Source organism: Streptomyces sp. NPDC048751 (assembly GCF_043198595.1).
Lineage (GTDB): Bacteria > Actinomycetota > Actinomycetes > Streptomycetales > Streptomycetaceae > Streptomyces.
The window spans coordinates 15,602-36,307 of sequence record NZ_JBICUX010000028.1 but is presented as its reverse complement, the minus strand read 5'-3'; the positions used below and the strand labels follow the sequence as shown (position 1 = coordinate 36,307).

Sequence of the window (20,706 nt, the reverse complement as noted above, 5' to 3'; positions counted from 1 at the left end):
CCTGTGGGAGGCCGCACCGCTGTACGGGTGCGCAGGGGGACCGGTCCGGTCACCGGCCTCCCGCTTCGGCGGACTCCGGGACCTCGGCCGTACGGCCCAGCAGGCCGCGGCAGGCGAAGGCGACGGCGGCGGCGACCAGCGCCATGCCGAAGCCGAGGGCGAAGACGCCGCGCGGGCCGGCCGGTGCCATGAGCAGACCGCCCGTCTGCTGGCCGAGCGCGTCGCCCACGACGGTGGCCACCGACGCCCAGGTGAACGCCTCGGTCAGGGACCGGCTGTCCGCCACCGTACTGACCAGGGTCATCTCACTCGCGGCCATCAGCGCGATGGGCACGCTGCCCACCGCCAGCGCGAGCCCCAGTGTCAGAGGGGAGATCGCGAGCAGCGGCAGTGCCGTGCCGAGAGCGAAGGCCAGGACCAGGCGCGGGAAGCGCAGATGCACCGCGACCTGCGACTGGGAGCGTCCCAGCCACAGGGCGCCCACGGCGCTGCCCACGCCCCAGCAGGCGTACACCAGGCCGGTGCTGTCCCGTGAGCCGTGTGCGTCGACGAAGGCGGGAATGGCCAGCGTCATCAGCCCGATGGGTACGGCGCAGAGCACCATCGTGCCGGTCAGCGCGAGCATCGGCCGCGACCGCAGCGGGCCCAGCAGGCCGCCACGGCTGGTGCCGTCGCCCGAACCTCCGGATGCCTCGGCTTTCGCCGCGCCGTCCATGTCCTCCGGCACCCGGACCAGACCCAGCCCCGTCGCGCCGACGCCGCCGATCACCGCGACGACGGTCAGCGCCCTCCCGGCGGAGCCCGTCAGCATCAGCGCCGCCAGCATCAACGGCGCCCCGATCACCAGCACTTCGGTGAGCAGCGCCTCCCACAGGTAGGCGGTGTCCCGCTCGTCGTCGCGCAGCGGCAGGCGTGCCCACAACGACCGCATGCAGGCGTTCGCCGGGGGCAGCACGACACCGGCCAGCACAGCGAGCACCGGCTGCGCCCAGTCACCCGGCCCGGTCGTCCACACCAGCGCGGCCAGCGACGACGGGTAGAGGACACCGGTCGCCAGCAGCACGGTTCTGCGGCCCCGCCGGTCGACCCAGCGCGCGATGAGCGGGCTGCCCAGCGCCATGCCGACGGTGTAGAGCCCGGAGACCAGACCGGCCTGCGCGTAACTGCCGCCCTGCTCGCGCACGACGAGCACCATGGCGAGGGACATCAGGTAGACCGGTAACCGGGACACCACGCTCCACCAGGCGGGGCCCGCGACATGACGACGTGTGAGCAGGGCGAAGAGACGACGGGCCAGCCCGTTCGGCATTGCTTCCATGATTCCTGACTGTGCACGATGCGTGCGAGGTGCAGCAATTCCTCCGCGCAACTGAAGCGGCTGGTACTGGACATGCAGCAGTACGCCGCCCGCAGTGACGTGATGGCGTCGCGGTACCACGCGGCCCGGACCCGGCTGCGGAAGTTCGAGGAGGCCGGGCCGCCGACGCATCCCCCGCGGCCGCAGAAGATCACGATGCGGCTGGGCGGCGGCCGCACCGGCGTGCGGGCCATCACCTGCCGGAATCTGCTGCTGACCGACCTGATGAAGCCCTTCGGCCTGGAGATCTTCTACGGCGAGCGGGTGGCCGTACTGGGCGCCAACGGCTCCGGGAAGTCCCATTTCCTGCGGCTGCTCGCGGGGGAGGGGGTCGACCACTCCGGGGAGTGGAAGCTGGGCGCGCGTGTCGTGCCGGGACACTTCGCGCAGACGCACGACCACCCGGAACTGACGGGCCGCGAACTGCTCGACATCCTCTGGAAGGAACACGCGCTCGACCGCGGTGCCGCGACCTCCGCGCTGCGCCGCTATGAGCTCAGCGCGCAGGGCGAGCAGCCTTTCGACCGGCTGTCCGGCGGGCAGCCGGCGCGCTTCCAGATCCTGCTCCTCGAACTCCAGGGCACCACGGCGCTGTTCCTCGACGAGCCCACGGACAACCTGGACCTGGAAAGCGCGGAGGCGCTGCAGGCAGGGCTCAGTGCCTACGAGGGCACCGTCCTGGCGGTCACGCACGACCGGTGGTTCGCGAAGAGTTTCGACCGCTATCTGCTCTTCAGCGAGGACGGGCAGGTCCGCGAGACGCCGGAACCGGTGTGGGACGAGGGCCGGGTCGCCCGCCGCCGGTAGGCGCAGGGGGGGGGCGCGCCCGTCTGCGCGGCGGCTCGCCGGGAGCCGCGTCCACACGGCACACCGCGCGCGTGGACGCGGCCCCGGTGCGCCCTTCCGGGACCTACGCCGTCACGGCGCTGCCCGTCCCTCCACCCGGGGCCAGGGAGTTGGCGGGGGCGGACAGCAGGCCGGTCGTGCCGATGAGGTAGGCGAGTTGGGGCCGGCTGCGGCTGCCCAGCTCGTCCGAGGTCTTCTTGATGTGTGTGGCCACGGTGCGGACGCTCATGCCCAGCCGTTTGGCGATGGCCTCGTCCGTGCAACCGTCCACCATGAGGCGGAGTACGGCTCTGCGCGTCTCGTTGCTGATGCGTGGGGACCGTTGCGACACGGCCTTCGGGTCGACGGGCCGGGCCCGCGCCCACATGTACTCGAACATGTTGGCCAGGTAGTTCACCAGGCCCGGGTGCCGCACCGTGAGCGCCGAGGTGCTGCGGTCGCCCTCGCCCGGGACGAACGCGATTCTGCGGTCGCAGATGATGACACGGTCGAACACCTCGTCCAGCGTCCTGACCTGTGCGCCCGCCTCGGCCACCCGCTCGATGTACGCCATCGTGGGGCCGTGGTCCCGCACGGTGTGCCCGTACAGCGTCCGCTGGGTGACGCCCCGTTCGTTCAGCTCCCGGTCCCGCTGCAGAGCCTGCTCGAGCAACTGGGGAGATCGTCCCCCACCGGGCTGGGCGGTGAGCAGCTCCACCTGGCAGGACTGGACTTCCTGTTCCAGCATGGAGGCGATCACAGCCGGATCGTTCAGGGTCTCCACCGGTGCCAGGCGCTGCCGATTCGCCTTGTCGTAGATGGGGCGTATCCCGTCAATGGCGAGCAGCGCATCGGTCAAGGCTTTCTGATGATGTTCTATCTCGCGTTCGATCGGGCGCGCCGTTTTGGCGTAGGCGACGTCCGGTGATACGGCGAGGAAATCCTCAGTGGATTCGGGATCGGGGCGGAGCAGGTCGAGCTCCAGTAAGCACGGGGGAATGTCCCCCGAGATGCTCCCCTCGCAGATCGCGGATTCGTAGGCTTTCAGCCCTCGTTCGCAGAGTTCGACCCTGTCCGTTTTTTCTGTTGTGTTGCAATTCTTACACATGTGTTCCCTCTTCATGTTCTGCCCCGTAAGTTCATGCTCGCATGGGCCCCTTGTATCCAGCACGCATCACGCGGTGTTCTGATCACTCCGCGAACGCCGGCAGAAACGGACCGAGGTGTTCAGGCACATGTCGTATGTCTTTCTCGCTGCCCCATACACACAGTGGATGGATTGGTCTACCGGAGAGCTGGATCCCGGCCGCAGGACTTACCTTCAGACGCTTCGACAGGCATTCATGGACCGCGGGCACGCGGTATTCAACGCACATCAGAACGAACAGTGGGGCAGGGGCTGGCTCGCGCCCGAGGTCTGCACACCCGCGGACTTCCTCGCCATGTCCAACGCGGATGTGATGTGCGTCATCGCCGGGGATCCGCCGTCCCCCGGCGTGATGGTCGAGATCGGATGGGCGTCCGCCCTGGGCGTTCCGATCGTTCTGCTCCAGGAAGGCGATTCCCTCCCGGCCCTGCTGGCCGGGATCCACGAAGTCACCAGCACCACGCGGTGCCGTCTCCCGCAGGAGCTCACCGAGGAAAGCCTCGCCGACATCCTGACGGCGGTGGAGAAGGCCGCTTCCGCCCAGCGGACTCCGCGGCTGACCGAGCCGGTCGCCGGCTATCCGAAGACGTCGCTCCCGTACGGATACGAGGCGGCCGAGCAGCCCATCGGCCATGTCTGACCACCAGGTGCGCGCAGGCTCGCGTCCGCTGCGGATCCTGGTCTCGGGGGTGAACTTCGGCTGGGGGAGCGCCGGCAAACTCTCCAGCGTGCTCGGCGCCCTGCGCTCCCGAACGGACCTGGAGGTCACCGGAATCGGCACCGAGCTGGGGCGGCCGGTCCTGGCCGACCTCGGCATCACACGCTGGCGAACCGTCGACGCGTCGGACGCGGCCCAGGTGGACGCGCTGGTCGCCGAACTGGCGCCGGATCTGGCGCTGGTGATCCTGGACCCCGCACTGGCCACGGCACTCCAGGGCGCCGGCTGTCCGGTGATCTACGTCGACAGCCTGCCGTTCCTGTGGACCGAGCACGACCCCTTGCCCGTCGACGTCGAGCTGTACTGCGCCCAGCGCACACTGCCCCTGCCGCCCGCCGCCGAGTCGGCCCTCGGCCGGGTGAGGAACCTGACGTGGGTCCCGCCCATCGTCCCCGACTCCGCCGGTCTGGCCCGGGCGGCGTCACGGGCCGAGAGCGGTGCGGTGGGCCGGGACGCCGGGCTCGCCGTCCTCAACCTCGGCGGCCTGCACTCCCCGTTCACCGGCGGCACCGACGACTCGTATCAGCGGCTGGTCCTGAAGCCCGCTCTCGACGCCCTGTCCCGGGCGGGAGCCGAACGGGTGGTGATCACCGGAAACCTGCCGCCGGACGCCGTGCTGCCCCGGACCGGCGCGATGACCGTGGAAGCCCGCAAGTGTGCCCACGGCGACTTCGTCGACCTGCTGCTGAGGGCCGGACGGATCATGACGTCACCGGGGCTGACCACCCTGCTGGAGATCGCCGCCATCGACCGGAACGCGGTACTGCTGCCACCCCAGAACCTCAGCCAGGTGCTCAACGGAGATCTGGTCGAGCAGGCCTGCTCCGCACGGCTGCGCACCTCCTGGCCCGGCCAGGTGCTCACACGCGCGAGCATCGACACCTGGCACCGTCAGGGCGAGGAGTACGCCGTCGAGCGCATGCGGGCCCACATCGCCGACGCCTGCGCCGAGCACCTGCGCGAGGTCGTCACGCGCGAACTGACCACCGGCCTCGACAAGGGGCTCGACCTGCTGGCGAACGGTGCCCCGTCCTTCGCTCGCATCGCCCAGGACTTCGACGGTGCCGAGCGTGTCGCGGCAGAGATTCTGTCCCGCGTGCCCGCGACCGCCGTTGCTTGAAATGTGGGGAACCATGACGAACACCAGGAACAAATACCTGTTCATTCGCATCCTCGAAGCGTGCAACGCCGACTGCTTCATGTGCGAGTACGCCCTCTCGCGAGACACGTACCGGTTCTCGCCCGAGGATTTCGCCGAGTTGCTTCCGGAGGCGGTCTCGGCCGGAGTGGGATACGTACGGTTCACCGGCGGCGAGCCGCTGATGCACCGCGAGATCCTGGAACTCGTGCGCATGGGCGCCGAACACGGGATGAAGATGTCCCTCATCACCAATGGCATGTTCCTGCCACGATTTGTGGACCGCCTCGCCGAGGCCGGTCTCGCCCAGGTGATCGTGAGCCTCGACGGCTCCTCGGGGGAGACCCACGACGTGTACCGCCGTTCCCCGGGAATGTTCGCAGCCGGTTTGGAAGGCCTGCGGCGGGCCAAGGAGCTGGGAATCGTCCCCCGGGTCAACACCGTGGTCGGCCCGCACAATTACGGGCAGATGGCCGAACTGCAGGGCGTGCTCACCGAGGTGGGCGTCCAGCAGTGGGAGCTGTCGGCCATCAAGCTCGGCCGGGACATCACCTACCCGGATCCCGCCGACGTCCTGGCCGCGTGCGAGCCCATCTACCGGGCCGACCCGGAGACGACCCTCGTTCCGCTGGGAAAGCGGTTCTACGGAGACACCGCCGAGGAACAGAAGCTGTACTTCGAGGAATCGATCACGCCCCGGCCCTCCGGGCCGCTGTGCCTGGTGACCGACGACGTCATCTACCTCGACGGCAAGAACGGCCGTGCCTTCTCGTGCAGTTGCCTCCCGCACGCGGAGGACGACTCCGGCCCCGGGGGCGCCCCGCTGCGCGACTCCTCCGGCAAGGTGGACCTGGCAGGCCCCGTCTTCCGCGAGCACGCCGACGCGTTCAAGGCGAACGGACCCACCCTGTGCAACGGCTGCTCCGCCACCGCGGCCGGGTACAGCGACGACCTCGCCCGGCTGGGCGCCGTCCCGGAATGGAGCTACTGACCCATGGGGACACAGCCCGGCTCCGTACAGACGGACCTGACGGTCCTGGTGGCCGCCCTGCCGGACGATCCCGAATCGCAGACCGTACTCGGCTGGATCTGCGCCCACCTGACCGAAGTCGAACTGGTGCCGGGCCAGGCGCCGGGGAGCACCGGCGCCGAGGGGCCGGGCGGGCAGGCCCGTGTCGCCGTCATCTGTGACGACACCGCCCTCGCGGAGCAGACCGAACTCACCGGCACACCGGTGGTCTTCGTGTCCACCACCGGTGTTCCGCCCACGAAGGGCTGGCCCACCGCCCGGATCCGAAGCCTGCACCGTCCCGGCTGGCTTCCGGCCGTACGGCACCAGGGCGTCCACCAGGCCGGAACGGTCGCCCCGCCCCGAGCGGCCCGGGCCCGGAACGGTCGCGGGGCCCTGATCCGCCTGGCCGTGCCGGAGCCCGGGGGAGTGGCGGCGCCCGGCGGGACGGCGGACAGCACCCGCCTCCTCCGTACGGCACAGAACGTGCTCGCGGAAGTCGCCGACTGCCCGGTCTTCGCCGTACACCTGTACGGGCCGGGGAGCGCGCGGGCCACCGAAGCGGTCTCGGCGCTGGTGCCGGGAGCCGCCGTGTACCAGGACCGCGATCCCGCGGCCGAACGGGCACTCTCCGACGCGTCCCTGCTGGTCTCCTCGCCTTCCCTGACGAGCGTGACGCTGGCCCAGACGGCGCGGCTCCCGCTCGCCCTGCTGCCCCCGCTCGGCGCGCACCAGCGGCAGGCCACGGCCGTGCTCGACTCCACGGACGCACCCCTGACCGTGCTCAGCGGTGACCGCGCCCACCGGACGCACGAGGCCGAGGCACTGCGCCGCGCCCTCGACGCGCCGCACGAACTGGCGCACTGGGCCGACACCGCCCAACAGGCCGCCGGCGACGACCGGCGCGGGGCCCAGCGCGTCGCCCGCAAGGTCCGCCAACTGCTGCTCGCCCCCATGTGACCCGGATCAGACCCAGATCAGTCGACGTGCCGCGGCAACGCGGCGCCCCCACCGATCGCTTGGAGCCCCCATGCTGCGCAGACTGCCCTACGGAGCGAACTACCTGCGGTGGGAGGAGATGCCGGAGCTTCGCGGCGCCATCGAGGACAAGTCGCTCTTCCGCTACATCTCCACCGGCGAAAGCGTCTCCAGCCGACTGGAGCAACTGGTCCAGGAACGGCTGGGCGCCACCAGGGCCCTGGCCGTGCACAACGGAACCGAGGCACTGCGCCTCGCCCTCATGGGCACCCGCCCCCGCGCGGGCGATCCCGTGCACATACCGGCGGTCACCTTCGTCGCCGTCGCGGGCGCGGTGCTCTCCTGCGGCCTCGTGCCGGTGCCGGTGGACGTGGACGAACGGTGCGCCCTGGACTCGACGTTGCTGCCGGCGGACGCGCAGCGCGTGATCGTCGCACACATGGAAGGCATGGTCGGGCCCCTCCCACAGGGCGTTCCCTACCTGATCGAGGACTCCGCCCAGGCCATGGGCGGTCGGCACGCCGACGGCCGCCACGCCGGCACGGTCGGGTACGCGGGAACCTTCAGCTTCCACCACGCGAAGGTGCTCACCTCGGGCGAGGGCGGACTCGTCGTCGTCCGGGACCCCGACGACTGGGAACTGCTGCGCTCCTACCACGACCACGGATCCGACCGGGAGCACGGCAAATACCCCGTCTGGCGCGAAGGCGCCTTCTACGGTGAGAACTTCTGCGCCAACGAGGCGGTGGCCGCGGTCCAGCTCCAGCAGTTCCGGCACCTCGACGACATCCTGGCGAGCCTGGAGCGGCATCACCGGATGCTCTCCGCGGAGCTGCCCGACCGTCCGGACCTGCGCCAAGTGGCCCGTACCGACGGGGACGTGAAGGTGAGCGTGCGGATCGAGCTGGAGTCCCGCGAACTGCGGGACCGCGCGCTGACCGAACTGACCGACCGTGGCCTGCCGTGCTGGACGCTGGACAAGTACTTCCTGCCCGAACATCCCGTGGTGCGGGGCCGCGCGTCCGTCTACGCCGACGGCTTCCCGTGGAACCTCGACGACGGCTCGGAGCGCTACCGTCCCCGCAGCCGTGACGGCTTCCGGACCACCCGCCAGCTGCTCGGGCGAACCCTCTGTCTGCCCCTGGCCCCGGAGCTGGACGCGACAGGCCAGGCCCAGGCGGCCAAGGAAGTGGCAGCCACGCTGGCCGCGCTCTAGGAGGCGTTGCGCCCTGGCCGACCGCACCCCCGCCGCATCCCCCTCGAAGGAAGAGCCGTGTCCTCTGGCGTATCCCGGTTCACCGATCTGCTGCGCCATCGCTTCGTACAGGGGCCCGTGCTCTGGGGCCTGATCGGCCGGCTGCCGCTGTATCTCGTGAGTCTGGCGCTGACCCTCCACCTGCTGGACGAAGGGCTGAGCTACGCGTCGGCCGGGCTCGTGCTCGCCGCCTACACCCTGGGCACGGCCACGCTCGGTCCGGTGATCGCCCGCCGTATCGACCGGCACGGCCAGCCGCCGATGCTCGTCCTGACGGCCGTCGTGCATCCCCTGGCACTCGCGGGAGCGGTGTACGCGACGTCCGGCCCGCGGCTGGCGCTGCTGGCGCTGACCTTCGTGGCCGGCGGCTCGATCCCCCCGGTCAGCCAGGTGATCAGGGCGCTGTGGAGCACCCTTCCGCTGAGCAGGGACGAACGCTCCACCGCGTACTCGCTGGAGTCCGTCTTCGCGGAACTCTTCGTCATCGGGGGCCCGTTGCTGCTCAGCGTCCTGCTGGCGCTCGGGGACTCCGGCACCGCCGCCGTGGTGGGCGGAGTCCTGTCCGGCCTCGGCGGCCTGGGCCTGGCCACCACGCGAGCCTCCCGCCAGTGGAAGGCCGAGCCCGTGGCGCGGCGCGATCTGCTGGGCGCCCTGCGCTCACGGCCTCTCCTGATCCTGCTGGCGCTGCTTACCCTGTCCGCCCTCTGCCTGGGGGTGCTCAACCTGGCACTCGCGGCCTTCGTCGAGGACCACGGCTCGGCGGGCGACGTGGGCCTCCTGCTCGGTGCCTCGGGCGTCGGCGGGGCGATCGGCGGGCTGTGGTTCGGCAGCCGGTCCGGCACTTCCCCGAAAGGCCGCCAACTCCCCGTCGCCTGCGCCGCCTTCACCCTGGCCGCCGCGGCTCCCCTGCTGGCCTGGGACTTCTGGTCGATGGCGGTGGCCATGGCGATGCAGGGCTCCTCGATCGCCCCCCTGACCGCCATCCTCTACGACCTGGTCGGCTCGGCCGCTCTGCCGGGCACCGTCTCCGAAGCCTTCACCTGGGTGCTGACCGCCACCACCACCGGCGGAGCGGTGGGATCGCAGCTGGCCGGAGCACTGATCGGCCGATTCGGCTGGTCCGCCGGATTCGTGCTGGGAGTGCTCAGCGGGTGCTGCGCGACGTTACTGGCCTTCGCCGTGAGCCGTCGTCTGGTGGCCGCGACCGAGGAGAGTGCGTCCCGCGCCCCGGACTCGGTCGCGGAGCACCCATGAGCCGGTCACCCCACCCGTCCTCGATCACTGGAGTTTCCTCATGACGACCCACATGACGACCCCGGCCGCCGGGACATCCGACCTTCCGGTGGTGCTGCTGGTCGACGGCAGGCCGTCCACCTTCGTGCGCAACGCGTTGCGAAGGGACGACGTGCGCATCGTGCTGCTGCGGTTCGCCTCGGCCATCAAGGACCTCCCGCAGGAATACCTGGACCTCACGGCCCACCTGCCCGTGTTCGTCGCCCAGGACGAGAACCTCGCCGAGGAGGCGGAGCGCTACCTGGAGTGGGTGGGCACGCTGGAACACGTGCCCACCTACTTCTGCAATCCGCAGGAGCCGCATCAGGAAGTGGCCCAGCCGTTCGCCGAGTTGGTGGGGCTGCCGCATCTCACGCGCGAGCAGGTCGCCTGGGTCCGGCACAAGACGGCGATGAAGGACAGGTTCATGGAGCTCGGGCTGAGGTGCGCCGCCTACCGCACGGTCGAATCGCTCGAGGACGTGGCCCGGTTCGCCGATGAGCAGGGCTGGCCGGTCGTCCTCAAGCTCATAGACTCCTTCGCCTGCATCGGGACGTACCGGATCGACGGGCCGGACGACCTGGCGAACGTCCCGGAGCCGGACCCGGCACGCCGCTGGATGGTGGAGGAGTTCATCGAAGGCACGGAGTACCAGCTGTGCGCGCTCGTCTCGGGCGGCAAGGTCGTCGACTCCTATCTGTCGTTGAACCCGGTGCCGATCCTGGAGGTGCTCGACGGGGCGCTCAACGCCAACATCACCTACGCCCCCGGAGAGGAACTGCCGGTGGACGTACGCTCGGTGTGCCAGGACCTCGTGGACGGCTTCGGCCTGGACCACGGCTACTTCCACGCGGAGTGCTTCCTGATGCGCGACGGCACGCTGTGCGTGGGCGAGGCCGCCGCCCGGATCACCGGCTGCGAGGTGCCGGCGAACCACGGCCTCTCCCGTGGCTTCGACATCCACCGGGCCACGCTCGACACCTATCTCGGACGCACACCCGTGATCGAGTACTCGGAGGACCGGGCCGTCGGCGACCTGCTGCTGCCGGTGACACCGGGGCGGGTCGTGCGCATCAGCACCGAGGAGGAACTGCTCCGGCTGCCCGGTGTCCTCTCCGTCCACCTGAAGCTGGCTGTCGGGGACATCGCCGAGCCCCCGCGCGCCTCCCACGCGTCCTCGGGATACCTGCACGTCACCGGCCGCACGGCCGCGGAGGTCGAGCAGCGGATGCGGGACGTGCTGGACCACTTCGTGCTGGAGACCGAGCCTGTGGAGCCGTAGCCCTGGGGCCGACGCAGGGGCGTCACGGAAGCCGGGCCGGCCTCCGTGACGCCCCTGCTCACGCTTTCACCACGTCACGCCGGGAGCACGCCGAAGTCCCAGCGGGCCACCGAGAGCCCGAGGTCCTGAACGGCGAAGGCCGTGAAGTAGTACGCCTGCGGGTGCGCCCCGGTATCGATCACGAGGGAGAACTCCACCTCGTGCCACTGCCCGCCGACAGCGCGGACCTTGTGCTGCGCCGGAGTCACGGTGCAGTCCGAGCGCAGGTGACGGGGCACGAACATCCCGAGCCGCACGGGCCCGCGCCGTTCGGCGCGCACCCGCACGCGCGCGTGCAGCGTCCCTCCCGCGGGCACCTCCTGCGCGGCCTCGACGTGCAGTTCGGGCGAGTCGGCGAGCCGGTAGGCCATGTCACCGCACCGGACGCAGACGGTGCAGACCGTGTCCAGCGCCGTGGGCACCAGAGCCCGTTTCACGAACTGCCGGGCGGCCAGACCGCAGTCACACAGCACGTCGGAGACGGACTCCGGGTCGACAGTGCTGCGCTGGCCGAAATAGGAGTGGCAGTCGGTGAATTCGGTTTCCGGGTTCTCCACGATCTGCGCGGCGATCGCGTGATCCAGCGACTGGAGGTCGGCGGACAGGCCGCGCAGGATCGCCGACTCGCCCTCCGCGGCCGTGGCCTGCCGGGTCACCCAGCGCTCGGTCTTGCCCGCGAGCCGGGTCAGCCGCGGACGCAACGGATGGGACCCCGGAAGCAGGCCGCCGGCGAGGTACGCGGTCAGCCGCGAGGACGTGGACAGCACCAGCGGGTCGGGCACCTGCGGCGCGGGCTCGGGGCGGGCTCCCCGGTCGTCGGCCATGCCGAAGTGCCAGTAGGCGGGATCCGGCTGTGCGCCGGTGATCGTGGCGTTGAGGCTTGTCGCGGAGGGCGCTTCCGCCTCGGCCGCCCGCATCCAGATCGTGTTCTCGGGGCGGGCAGAGTCGTGCACGGTCGGGGCGGCCACGACGTCCCGGGCCGCGCCGTCGATGGCGTTGAGCAGCAACTGGTACTTGGGGTCGTAGGCGACGGCGTCGGCGAACGGACCGTTGTTGCACGAGCTGAGCACCACCTCGACGGCCTGGACCCGGTTCAGGGGGATCAGCTTCTCCCGGGGCTTGTAGCAGTCGGGCCCGTAGGCGCAGCGCGGTCCCAGCAGCTCCGGACGGCGGGGCGCCGCGGGGTTGAGTCCGCAGATGGTGAAGTCCGCGAGGTTGACCGAGTCGTCACGACCGTGCCCCTGCAGGAGCAGCCGTCGCCAACGTCCTTCGAGGAGCCGGGCGCCGATGTCCTGGCGCTCCAGAGCGCGGTCGTCGTAGACCTGCACCTTTCCCAGGGCATCGGGGCGGTCCGTGGAGGTGAACAGGCCCGTTGCGTCGACCGCGGGATCCGGCACACAGAACTGCTTGGCGGTGAACCACGCCATGGACGCGGCGTCCCGGCCGGTCAGGAAGACCACCTGCCGACCGCCGCCGCGATGGGCCTGCCGCACGAGCTCCAGGACCGGGTCCGAGGTCAGGCGCGGGTACACGCCGACGACCAGCAGGGACCGCGCGTCGGACGTGTCCTCGTCGAGGAGCCGCCCGTTCAGTTCCTTCTCGTCCAGCCACCGGCGCGCCAGCGGTTCGGTCAACGACCGCAGACCCGCCGGGAGTTCGTCGCCGCCCAGGAGCACGCCTCGCGCGTACGGCGTCGGCCGCGCGATGCCGCCGTAGACCCCGGCTGCCAACTGCAGGGCGGAGAGCAGATCGGCGCGGCCGTCCACCCACACCGGGACGGATTGCGGGCAGGGGGACGCGAGGAAGCGCTCGACGGCGCCAGCGAATTCGGTTTCCTTGTCGATCGGGGTGAACAGGGTCGTGGAAACCTCGGTCGAAGTACTCGGAGTGCTTGGCATGGTTGGTCAGTTCCTCGTGGAGTCGGGCGCCTCCCGGAACGGGCGAGTGCGGTGAGCGCGGCGGACCGGTCACGCACATGAATGCGGCGAGGGCGCCTGCTCACCGCCCCCGCCGCGCATCTCATGACGTCGACCCGTGGGAGAACGGGCCGACCGGCCGAAGTCCGGCCCCGGCCGTCAGTCGGTCACGGGGGCCGGGAAGAACGCCGTGACGTCGCCTTCCGGCACCCAGATCGGCCGTTCCTTGCCGATGATCAGGTACCGCTGGAGGTTCTTCTCGTCGTCCCAGGAAACGGCGAGCACGCGGTACCTCGCCTTGCCACCGATGTTGACCTCGACGTCGCCGGCTACGCCGGTGAAGTGGAGCGGCATGTATTTTTCCTTCCGGATCAGTGGCGGTTGCTGAAGCACTGGAGGTAGGCCATGCCGACGGGCTTGCCCTCCAGATAGCTGGTGGTCGCGTAGCTGTCGTAGGCGTGCCGCTCGATGAGGACCTCGTCGAAGTACGGCTCCCAGCGCGGTTCGATCTTCGGTTCGGTCACGAAGAAGGACATGAAGCGGCCTCCCGGGGCGAGGACGCGCGTGATCTGCTCGCGCATCAGCGTGTCCCACCAGTCCGCGTCGTCCCGCATGTCCTTCGGGAGCCACGGGTCCAGCATGATGCCGTCGATGCTCCCGGAGGGAATCTTCTCGATGTACTCGAAGAAGTCGGCCCGGACGATGTCGAGATTGTCGGGGAGGTCGGGGGCCGACTTCTTGAAGTCCTGGATCACCTCGTCGTAGACCTCGACGACGGTGTGCTTCTTCACGTTCGGCTGTTCGGCGATGGCCACGGCGGAGAGCCCGAAGCCGAGCCCGCACTCCAGGAATTCGCCCCCGCCCCGGCACAGGATCTCGGCCGAGCGCCGCATCAAAGGCGCTTCCCACTGCTGCATGGCCTGTGATCCGTCGATGTAGAGGGTCTTCTCCCCGGACTCGGACTTCTTGACTGCGATATCCGGCGCAGTGGGCTGTGCAGGATGCTTCACGATCTATCCTTACCTGTCGAGAATCACTGGTTGAATGAACCGCGCAGCCGCTCGCTGACCGCGGAGACGGCCTCCAGGGACCGGGTGAGGAAAGCGGGTTCCACACCCGTCGGGACACGGATGTGGCGGGAGCCCGCGGGATGGTAGTGGGCACTCGTGGTGACGACGAGCCGGTGCTCCGCCATCAACGCGTCCGCCAGCGCCTCCGTGTCCGGCACCCCGGGCTCCACCCACACATGGGTACCGCCCTGCGGAGGCGAGACCCGCATGCCGTTCGCCCGCGCCCAGTCGAGCACCAGCCGATGACCCGCCCGCACCCGTTCCGTCAGCGGCTGGTTGCCCAGCTTGCAGAGCTGGGCGGCGTGGCTCTGGGCCCGCGTCGACACGGCGATGCGTTCCCACTCCATGCGCGCGGTGAGCCGCTCGACCTCCTGAGGGTCCGCGGTGATCCAGCCGACCCGCAGCCCGGGGGCGCCGTAGTTCTTGGAGAAACTGTTCAGCCCGTAGACGCCGCGCCAGTCCTCGACCAGCGCCAGCGGCGCGGCGAGGGCGGCGGGATCCTGGACGAAGGCGTCGTAGACCAGGTCGAGGACCAGCGTGAAGCCCAGGCGGCGCTGGGCGGCGAACAGATCGCGTGCCGTCGCCTCGTCCAGGCAGGAACCGGTCGGGTTGTGCGGGGAGTTGACGAAGAGCAGGTCTCTGGGGCCGAGCGCCGACCAGGCACGCGCCTCGACCAGGTCCGGCCAGTCCAGCACCTGTATGCCGAGCCCGACCTCCCGCAGCAGATCGGCGACGCTCAGCAGGACGGGCCCGCCGCACACGGCGCGCCGCACGCCGCTTCCGGCGAGATGGCGGGCGATCAGCCCGAGCCCGTCGAAGGCCCCGTTGGTCACCAGCAGCGACTCCGCGCCCACGTCGACGCCCTGCTCGCGCTGCCTCAGCCGCAGCGCCTCCAGCAGCTCGTCCGTGCCCTGGCTCGGGGCGTACTGGGCGTCCAGTTCCCAGCCGACGGCCTGCAGACGGGGTGGTTCGGGCCAGACGGGCACGTTCTCGGCCAGGATCTCCCACGGCTCCTGTGGGGAGGCCGCGACCACCGCGAGGCGCTGTCCCAGCGGCGTCAGGCTCACTGTGGCGCACCTTCCTGCCGGGTCAGCAGGTATCCGACCTCCAGACCGGTGGAGTCGACGCGCGGGTCGGCCACCCGCCGGTTCACCACCCGGGCGCCGGCCTCCCGGAACAGCTCCCGCCAGAACGCGTCGGTCTCCAGCCGCTGTTCGGTGAGGACGTGCAGGAGGTAGTACGGGTTGTAGTAGGCCAGACCGAGGCCGTGCCGCATGACCAGCGGGTCGGCCGGCCGGTGGTCCACCTCGACGACGGCGAGGTGCCCCGAGCGGCGCAGGGCGGCGCGCACCAGTTCCACCACCGCGCCCCGTCCCTCCTGCTCCAGCACCTCCTGGAGCAGGAACGCGGCGAGACACAGCTGGGAGGAATCCGGCCCCGCCTCCGGTGCGACCGCCTCCCGGAGGTAGTCGGTGGCGCCGGCGCGGACGAACCGCAGCCCTTCCGCTGCCGGCTCCTCGGGGGCGTACGGGTCGATTCCGATGCCGGTGACCGTGCCGAGGTCACCGATCAGTCCGGCGAGGAAGGTGCCGTCACCGCAGCCGAGGTCCACGACGGAGGTCGGCGCGGCCGGCAGGTCGGACATCAGGTCGCGGACGAGCGGCAGCGCGTCGTACGCGCTCATTCCGCAGCTGCCGATGCCCACACGCCTGCCGTCGCGGGTCGCGTAGCCCTTGCCGTGGAGGACGTCCGTGATCTGCTGGAACGTTTCCGCGTAGCCGCCGACGAGCAGCTCGTACCAGGGCCGGTACGGGCCGAGGGTGCGTCCCTTCTCCGTCAGGGCCGCCGTGTCGTCGCTGAGCGACACATAGTTCTCGTTGGCGAGGTAACGCAGGAATCCGCTGGTCCGCGACGCGTCGAGGCCCAGGGACGCGGCCATGCCGGGGACATCCTGCGGGCCGTCCGCCATACGTTCGTACAGGCCGCTGTTGAACAGGTGGTGGATGCCCTGCGCCAGCGCGAAACCACGGACGGGCTGAAGTGCCTCGATGAGCCGCAGCTCGAATCCCTCATCCATTGTGCTGTCCCTCATCCGATGAACTGCCGGCCATGGGTTGGAAGTCGATACGCACGATTTCGAGATCGCAGATGTGCTGCAGTAGATTTCGGAAGCGGTCGGCGCGATGCTCGGATCGTGTACTGACGCGGATGAACGGGCGTCTGTGGCCCGTCCAGTCGAGAACGCGGGAATCCGCCGCCGTGACGAAGACACAATCCTCGCGGAACTCTTCTTCCGTCAGGAGTTCGCGAACCTGCTTCTCCAGCGTGTCGCGTTCCTCGCGGTGCATGCCGAAGAACTCTATCGTCGGCATCGCAGTCATCGCCCCCAGGCGGAGTCATTCAAATGGATCGACAGTCCGCCAAAAACTGTCACGAGGATTCCGGCTGCTGAGAAAAGGTTAACCACGCGATTCCCCATTTCGTCATCTCGCCTCTTGTGACGCGTTGACGCTATCAGGGGTGGGTCCCCGATGGTCGATGAAGAAATGGGAAGGATCTGCACTGCCGAATCATGAAGAGGTGGCAAGAGGTAATTTACTCGGTGTAAGTGGAATATATCGGGCGGGAGGCGAGCTGTTCGACCCGGTCGTGGAGGCGTTCCACGTGATGCTCGGATTCAGGCTTCATCAGGACGCTGCGCAGGATGCGTGCGCCGTCGGCGTCCGCGGTGAGTTTCGGGTGGCGTGCGGTGAACGCCGCGCGGTCGGCCTTGAGGGTGCTCAGGAACACCGGATCAGCAGCTGTCATGCCGTCCGCCAGCACCCGCGCCGATGCGGCGTCGACGGCGGACAGGGTGGCGGGTTCCACCGCCGGGAAGTAGCCGACGATGTCCAACTCGGGCTGCTGGTACAGCTCCAGGGCGTCGGACGCGGCGATCAGCTCCGACCAGCGCAGGGCGGCCCGTCGGCCGGCACCCAGGACACGGCCGAGGCCGTCGGGCGTGGGCGGGACGAGCTGGAAGGTCAGCCACAGGGCGGCGGCCGAGGCACCGGCGCGGGAGCATTCCAGGCTGATCTCGCCGAGGTGGAGCTCGCTGGAGGTGAAGTAGGTGTACGGCGAGTCGTGGAGGTAGAACCGGCCCACCTCCGGATCGCGGAAGAGGACGGCGCCGCAGCCGTAGGGCTGGAGTCCGTGCTTGTGCGGGTCGATGACGATCGAGTCGCAGTGGGCGATCGCCCGCCAGGGCTCCGGGGGGAGCCCCTCCGGGCCGTCGCCGCCGGCCAGCAGGGTGAAGAAGCCGCCGTATGCCGCGTCGACGTGGAGCCGGACACCGTAACGGTCCCTGAGGGCGAGGGCGGCGTCGATCGGATCGATGGCCCCGAGACCGGTTGTCCCGGCGGTGAGGACGACCGTACCGACGTCTCCGGTCCGAAGGACGTCCTCCAGCGCGTCGAGGCTCATGCGGCCGCGGTCGTCGGTCGGGACGGGGTGGCCCTTCATGCCGAGGACATGGCACATACGGCCGTGGGTGTAGTGGGCGTCGGCGCTGTAGGCGACGCCTCGGCCGGGGTGGAGCTCCCGCGCGACGAACAGGGCCTCGAGGTTGGCGATCGTGCCGCTGGTGGTGAGGTGGCCGAGGTGGGTGTCGTAGCCGAACATCGCGGCGAGCTGTGCGACGGCCTCGCGTTCCATGCGGGCGGTGGCGGGGCCGCCGTCCAGGGCGTGGTTGTTGGGGTTGATCAGCATGGCGGTGAGGTAGCCGACGACGGCGGCCGGGTGCGGGGGCTTGAGCATCTGCCCCGCGTAGTGCGGGTGGAAGAAGGGGTAGTTGTCCTTCAGCCGCCCGGTGAACTCCTCGAAGGCGGCGCCGAAGCGGTCGTCCTCGACGAGGAGGGACGGGTGCCGCTCGTAGGGCCCGAAGGTGTCGGCCCACTCCTGTATCGCGTGGTTGGCCCGGCCGAGCCAGTGCTGCAGGTCCACTGATCTCTTCCTCTCTCCGACCCTCTCCGGCGGGGGTACTGGCCGCACTATAGGATTTCGTTGACTGCTCAGCAATTGATTGCTCAGTAATTGAGACGTTCGTAGGTGAGGAAGCAGTAAACTCGGCGGGCGGTCCTGGGCAGGGGCCCCAACGGCACGGGAGGACGCAGACAGGTGGATGCCGCGACTCGGCGGGGTGACGAGACCGCCCGCGCCGCCAACAGCCGGCTCGTTCGCGACTTCGGGCTGCTGATCAAGGCCGCCACCCTGCTGGAACAGCGGATCGACACTGCCCTGCGGCAGGAGTGCGAGCTCAGCCACACGATGTTCGAGGTCCTCATCAGGCTCGGCCGACAGCCGGACGAGGAGGTCTCGCAGCGCCGGCTCGCCGACGACCTCACGCTCACCAGCAGCGGCATCACCCGTCTGATCGACCGCATGGAGGGGGCGGATCTGGTCCGGCGCGTGCCGGCCCCCGGGGATCGCAGAAGCGTCCTGGTCGAATCCACCGACCACGGCCGTGCGGTGTTCCTGCGGGCCGCCGCCGTCCACGCGCGAGTCGTCGAACGGTACTTCGTCGCGCCGGTGGCCCCGGACGACTACGGACGGTTCACCGACTCGCTGAGCGAGATCCAGAAGGCCTTGCGCGACGACTGAGTGAACGAGCGTCTCCGGACACTTCTGGTTGGCCTGGCCGTTGCAGGTCCACGGGATCAGCTTGGTGCCGTTGGCGGTCGCCGCGCTCGAGGCGTCCAGGCAGAGGCCCGAACTGGAAGGTCTCCAGGTCCTGCTGGTAGTGCCCCTCCATGCCGGTGTTGGGTGCGGCCGCGCGGGTGGGGGGCTGTACCACTGCTCGTTTCCTCAGGCCCGGTCCGCCGGACAGGCTCTAGCGGGCCAGACCGCGCAGCAGGAGTTCCGAGAGCTGGGCGTAGGCCTCCGCGTCGCCGAGGCCCGTGGCGGCGGTGACCTGGCGCTGTTGGATGCGGACCATCACCGAGGTGATGACGTCGGCGGCGAACGCCACGTGGACGGCGTGGAACACGCCCGCCGCGACGCCTTCCTCGATCAGCTGCTCCACGCGGCGGGCGGCCGCCCGCGTGTTGCGCTCGTAGACCTCCGCGGCGGGCTCGAAACCGGCCACATCGTCGAAGAACCGCGGAGACAGCGGGCCGAGCTCCGCCGCCACGGCGTGAAGGTAGGCCGCCAGCCGTGCGGCCGGATCACCCTCGGCGGCCAGGGCGGCCTCGACGCGTTCGGTGGCACCCCTGAAGAAGTGCACCACCACCGCCCGGACCAGTTGCTCCTTGCTGTCGGCCAGCCCGTACAGGGTGCGCTTGGAGCAGTGCAGGCGCGCGGCCAGGTCGTCCAGGGTGAAGCGGGCGAAGCCTTCCTCGGTGAGCAGCGCCACGAGCGCCTCGAACAGCTCGGAGCGCCGGGCGGCACCCCGGCCCGTGAGCTTCGGGCTGATGGGAGCGGAGGCCTTGATCATCCGGCCAGTATCCCAGGCGTCACATCATCTCCATATACGCTACGGTAAGCGGTACTGACGTACCGCTTTGAGTACCACTTGGAGCTACGATGACGGTCGACCGCATGCTTCCCACCCAGGAGGCCGAGGACCTGATCGCCCTGACCCGCGAACTCGCCGAAAAGGAACTCGGCAAGCGGGTCGAGGAGCACGAGGCCGACGAGACCTACCCGGAGGACCTGTTCGCGCTGCTCGGCCGGGCCGGGCTGCTGGGCCTGCCGTACCCGGAGGAGCACGGTGGCGGGGGTCAGCCGTACGAGGTGTACCTCCAGGTCCTGGAGGAACTGGCGAGCCAGTGGGCCGCGGTCGCCGTGGCCACCAGCGTGCACACCCTGGCCTGCCACCCCCTGCACGCCTTCGGCACTCCTGCACAGCGGGAGCGCTGGCTGCCCCGCATGCTGGCCGGTGAGCTCCTCGGCGGCTACAGCCTGTCCGAGCCCCAGGCCGGCTCGGACGCGGCGGCCCTGACCTGCAAGGCCGAACGCGTCGAGGACGGCTACCGCGTCACCGGGACCAAGGCGTGGATCACCCACGGGGGCAAGGCCGACTTCTACGCCCTCTTCGCCCGCACCGCGCCGGGCAGCCGAGGCATCTCCTGCTTCCTGGCCCCCGGTGCGACCGAGGGGCTCAGCTTCGGCAGGCCCGAACGCAAGATGGGTCTGCACGCCATCCCGACCACCTCGGCCATGTGGGACGGCGCGGTCATTGACGCCGACCGGCTGATCGGCGCGGAGGGCCAGGGCCTGGAGATCGCGTTCAGCGCCCTGGACAGCGGCCGACTGGGCATCGCCGCCTGCGCCACCGGGCTCGCCCAGGCCGCCCTGGACACGGCCGTCGCCTACGCCAACGAGCGCACCACCTTCGGCCGCAGGATCGTCGACCACCAGGGGCTGGGTTTCCTCCTCGCCGACATGGCCGCCGCGGTGGACTCCGCCCGCGCCACCTACCTGGACGCGGCCCGCCGCCGCGACCTGGGCCGCCCCTTCAGCCGCCAGGCCAGCGTCGCCAAGCTGGTGGCGACGGACGCGGCGATGAAGGTCACCACCGACGCGGTGCAGGTACTGGGGGGCTACGGCTACACCCGGGACTTCCCCGTCGAGCGCTACATGCGGGAGGCGAAGATCATGCAGATCTTCGAGGGGACCAACCAGATCCAGCGGCTGGTCATCAGCCGCCATCTCGCCGCCTGAC

19 protein-coding genes and 1 pseudogene are annotated in these 20,706 nt (G+C 70.1%); 10 read left to right on the top strand and 10 right to left on the bottom strand.

Going from position 1 to position 20,706, the window contains the following annotated elements; all coding sequences use genetic code 11:
* Positions 1-49 precede the first annotated feature (49 nt).
* Positions 50-1,318, bottom strand: coding sequence for an MFS transporter (locus ACGFNV_RS44770; protein WP_393631220.1), 1,269 nt, complete (start codon positions 1,316-1,318; stop codon positions 50-52).
* A 42-nt stretch (positions 1,319-1,360) separates the two neighbouring features.
* On the opposite strand from ACGFNV_RS44770, the pseudogene ACGFNV_RS44765 reads away from it, so the two are divergent.
* A pseudogene (locus tag ACGFNV_RS44765) lies at positions 1,361-2,164 on the top strand (ATP-binding cassette domain-containing protein); the annotation flags it as partial.
* A gap of 103 nt (positions 2,165-2,267) precedes the next feature.
* Here the strand turns inward: ACGFNV_RS44765 and ACGFNV_RS44760 are convergent.
* Entirely contained in the window at positions 2,268-3,041 is a 774-nt protein-coding gene (locus ACGFNV_RS44760; RefSeq protein ID WP_393631219.1) for a LuxR C-terminal-related transcriptional regulator, read from the bottom strand.
* A 484-nt stretch (positions 3,042-3,525) separates the two neighbouring features.
* Between ACGFNV_RS44760 and ACGFNV_RS44755 the strand changes: the two genes are divergently transcribed.
* The 7 genes from ACGFNV_RS44755 to ACGFNV_RS44725 all read left to right on the top strand — a co-directional run bounded on the left by ACGFNV_RS44755 (position 3,526) and on the right by ACGFNV_RS44725 (position 10,981).
* Positions 3,526-3,969: a hypothetical protein gene (locus ACGFNV_RS44755; protein ID WP_393631217.1), complete on the top strand. Its 444-nt coding sequence runs from the start codon at positions 3,526-3,528 to the stop codon at positions 3,967-3,969.
* Positions 3,962-5,167 carry a hydroxymethylcytosylglucuronate/cytosylglucuronate synthase gene (locus ACGFNV_RS44750; protein WP_393631215.1) on the top strand — a complete coding sequence of 402 codons (1,206 nt, stop codon included), beginning with the start codon at positions 3,962-3,964 and terminating at the stop codon, positions 5,165-5,167. The genes ACGFNV_RS44755 and ACGFNV_RS44750 overlap by 8 nt, the downstream gene beginning before the upstream one ends.
* A gap of 13 nt (positions 5,168-5,180) precedes the next feature.
* Positions 5,181-6,176 carry a cytosylglucuronate decarboxylase gene (blsE, locus tag ACGFNV_RS44745; RefSeq protein WP_393631213.1) on the top strand — a complete coding sequence of 332 codons (996 nt, stop codon included), beginning with the start codon at positions 5,181-5,183 and terminating at the stop codon, positions 6,174-6,176.
* Between the two features lie 3 nt (positions 6,177-6,179).
* Complete coding sequence (gene blsF / locus ACGFNV_RS44740) at positions 6,180-7,154, top strand: CGA synthase-related protein (RefSeq protein WP_393631211.1); 975 nt, start codon at positions 6,180-6,182, stop codon at positions 7,152-7,154.
* A gap of 70 nt (positions 7,155-7,224) precedes the next feature.
* Positions 7,225-8,388: a DegT/DnrJ/EryC1/StrS family aminotransferase gene (locus ACGFNV_RS44735; protein WP_393631209.1), complete on the top strand. Its 1,164-nt coding sequence runs from the start codon at positions 7,225-7,227 to the stop codon at positions 8,386-8,388.
* Between the two features lie 57 nt (positions 8,389-8,445).
* Complete coding sequence (locus tag ACGFNV_RS44730; protein WP_393631207.1) at positions 8,446-9,681, top strand: MFS transporter; 1,236 nt, start codon at positions 8,446-8,448, stop codon at positions 9,679-9,681.
* A gap of 40 nt (positions 9,682-9,721) precedes the next feature.
* Positions 9,722-10,981, top strand: coding sequence for an ATP-grasp domain-containing protein (locus tag ACGFNV_RS44725; protein ID WP_393631205.1), 1,260 nt, complete (start codon positions 9,722-9,724; stop codon positions 10,979-10,981).
* A 74-nt stretch (positions 10,982-11,055) separates the two neighbouring features.
* Here the strand turns inward: ACGFNV_RS44725 and ACGFNV_RS44720 are convergent, their stop codons facing one another.
* From ACGFNV_RS44720 to ACGFNV_RS44690, 7 genes are all read right to left on the bottom strand, one after another.
* Positions 11,056-12,918, bottom strand: a complete 1,863-nt coding sequence (locus ACGFNV_RS44720; protein ID WP_393631204.1) for a hypothetical protein — start codon at positions 12,916-12,918, stop codon at positions 11,056-11,058.
* A gap of 177 nt (positions 12,919-13,095) precedes the next feature.
* Positions 13,096-13,290, bottom strand: a complete 195-nt coding sequence (locus ACGFNV_RS44715; protein ID WP_133931230.1) for a hypothetical protein — start codon at positions 13,288-13,290, stop codon at positions 13,096-13,098.
* A gap of 17 nt (positions 13,291-13,307) precedes the next feature.
* Positions 13,308-13,946 (bottom strand): class I SAM-dependent methyltransferase, encoded by a 639-nt coding sequence (locus ACGFNV_RS44710; protein ID WP_393631202.1) that lies wholly within the window; start codon positions 13,944-13,946, stop codon positions 13,308-13,310.
* 23 nt (positions 13,947-13,969) lie between these two features.
* Positions 13,970-15,073: a beta-methylarginine biosynthesis bifunctional aminotransferase gene (locus ACGFNV_RS44705; protein WP_393631200.1), complete on the bottom strand. Its 1,104-nt coding sequence runs from the start codon at positions 15,071-15,073 to the stop codon at positions 13,970-13,972.
* Positions 15,070-16,083: a 2-ketoarginine methyltransferase gene (locus ACGFNV_RS44700; protein ID WP_393631198.1), complete on the bottom strand. Its 1,014-nt coding sequence runs from the start codon at positions 16,081-16,083 to the stop codon at positions 15,070-15,072. Before ACGFNV_RS44700 ends, ACGFNV_RS44705 begins: the two co-directional genes overlap by 4 nt.
* Positions 16,076-16,387, bottom strand: a complete 312-nt coding sequence (locus ACGFNV_RS44695; RefSeq protein ID WP_393631197.1) for a hypothetical protein — start codon at positions 16,385-16,387, stop codon at positions 16,076-16,078. The genes ACGFNV_RS44700 and ACGFNV_RS44695 overlap by 8 nt, the downstream gene beginning before the upstream one ends.
* Positions 16,388-16,601: 214 nt before the next feature.
* Positions 16,602-17,987: a pyridoxal phosphate-dependent decarboxylase family protein gene (locus ACGFNV_RS44690; protein ID WP_393631195.1), complete on the bottom strand. Its 1,386-nt coding sequence runs from the start codon at positions 17,985-17,987 to the stop codon at positions 16,602-16,604.
* A gap of 174 nt (positions 17,988-18,161) precedes the next feature.
* On the opposite strand from ACGFNV_RS44690, the gene ACGFNV_RS44685 reads away from it, so the two are divergent.
* Complete coding sequence (locus tag ACGFNV_RS44685) at positions 18,162-18,644, top strand: MarR family winged helix-turn-helix transcriptional regulator (protein WP_393631194.1); 483 nt, start codon at positions 18,162-18,164, stop codon at positions 18,642-18,644.
* A gap of 229 nt (positions 18,645-18,873) precedes the next feature.
* On the opposite strand, the gene ACGFNV_RS44680 is transcribed toward ACGFNV_RS44685, so the two are convergent.
* On the bottom strand, positions 18,874-19,476 hold the full coding sequence (locus tag ACGFNV_RS44680; protein WP_393631192.1) for a TetR/AcrR family transcriptional regulator: 603 nt from the start codon (positions 19,474-19,476) through the stop codon (positions 18,874-18,876).
* Positions 19,477-19,565: 89 nt separating this feature from the next.
* Between ACGFNV_RS44680 and ACGFNV_RS44675 the strand changes: the two genes are divergently transcribed.
* On the top strand, positions 19,566-20,705 hold the full coding sequence (locus ACGFNV_RS44675; RefSeq protein WP_393631190.1) for an acyl-CoA dehydrogenase family protein: 1,140 nt from the start codon (positions 19,566-19,568) through the stop codon (positions 20,703-20,705).
* Position 20,706: the final 1 nt, after the last annotated feature.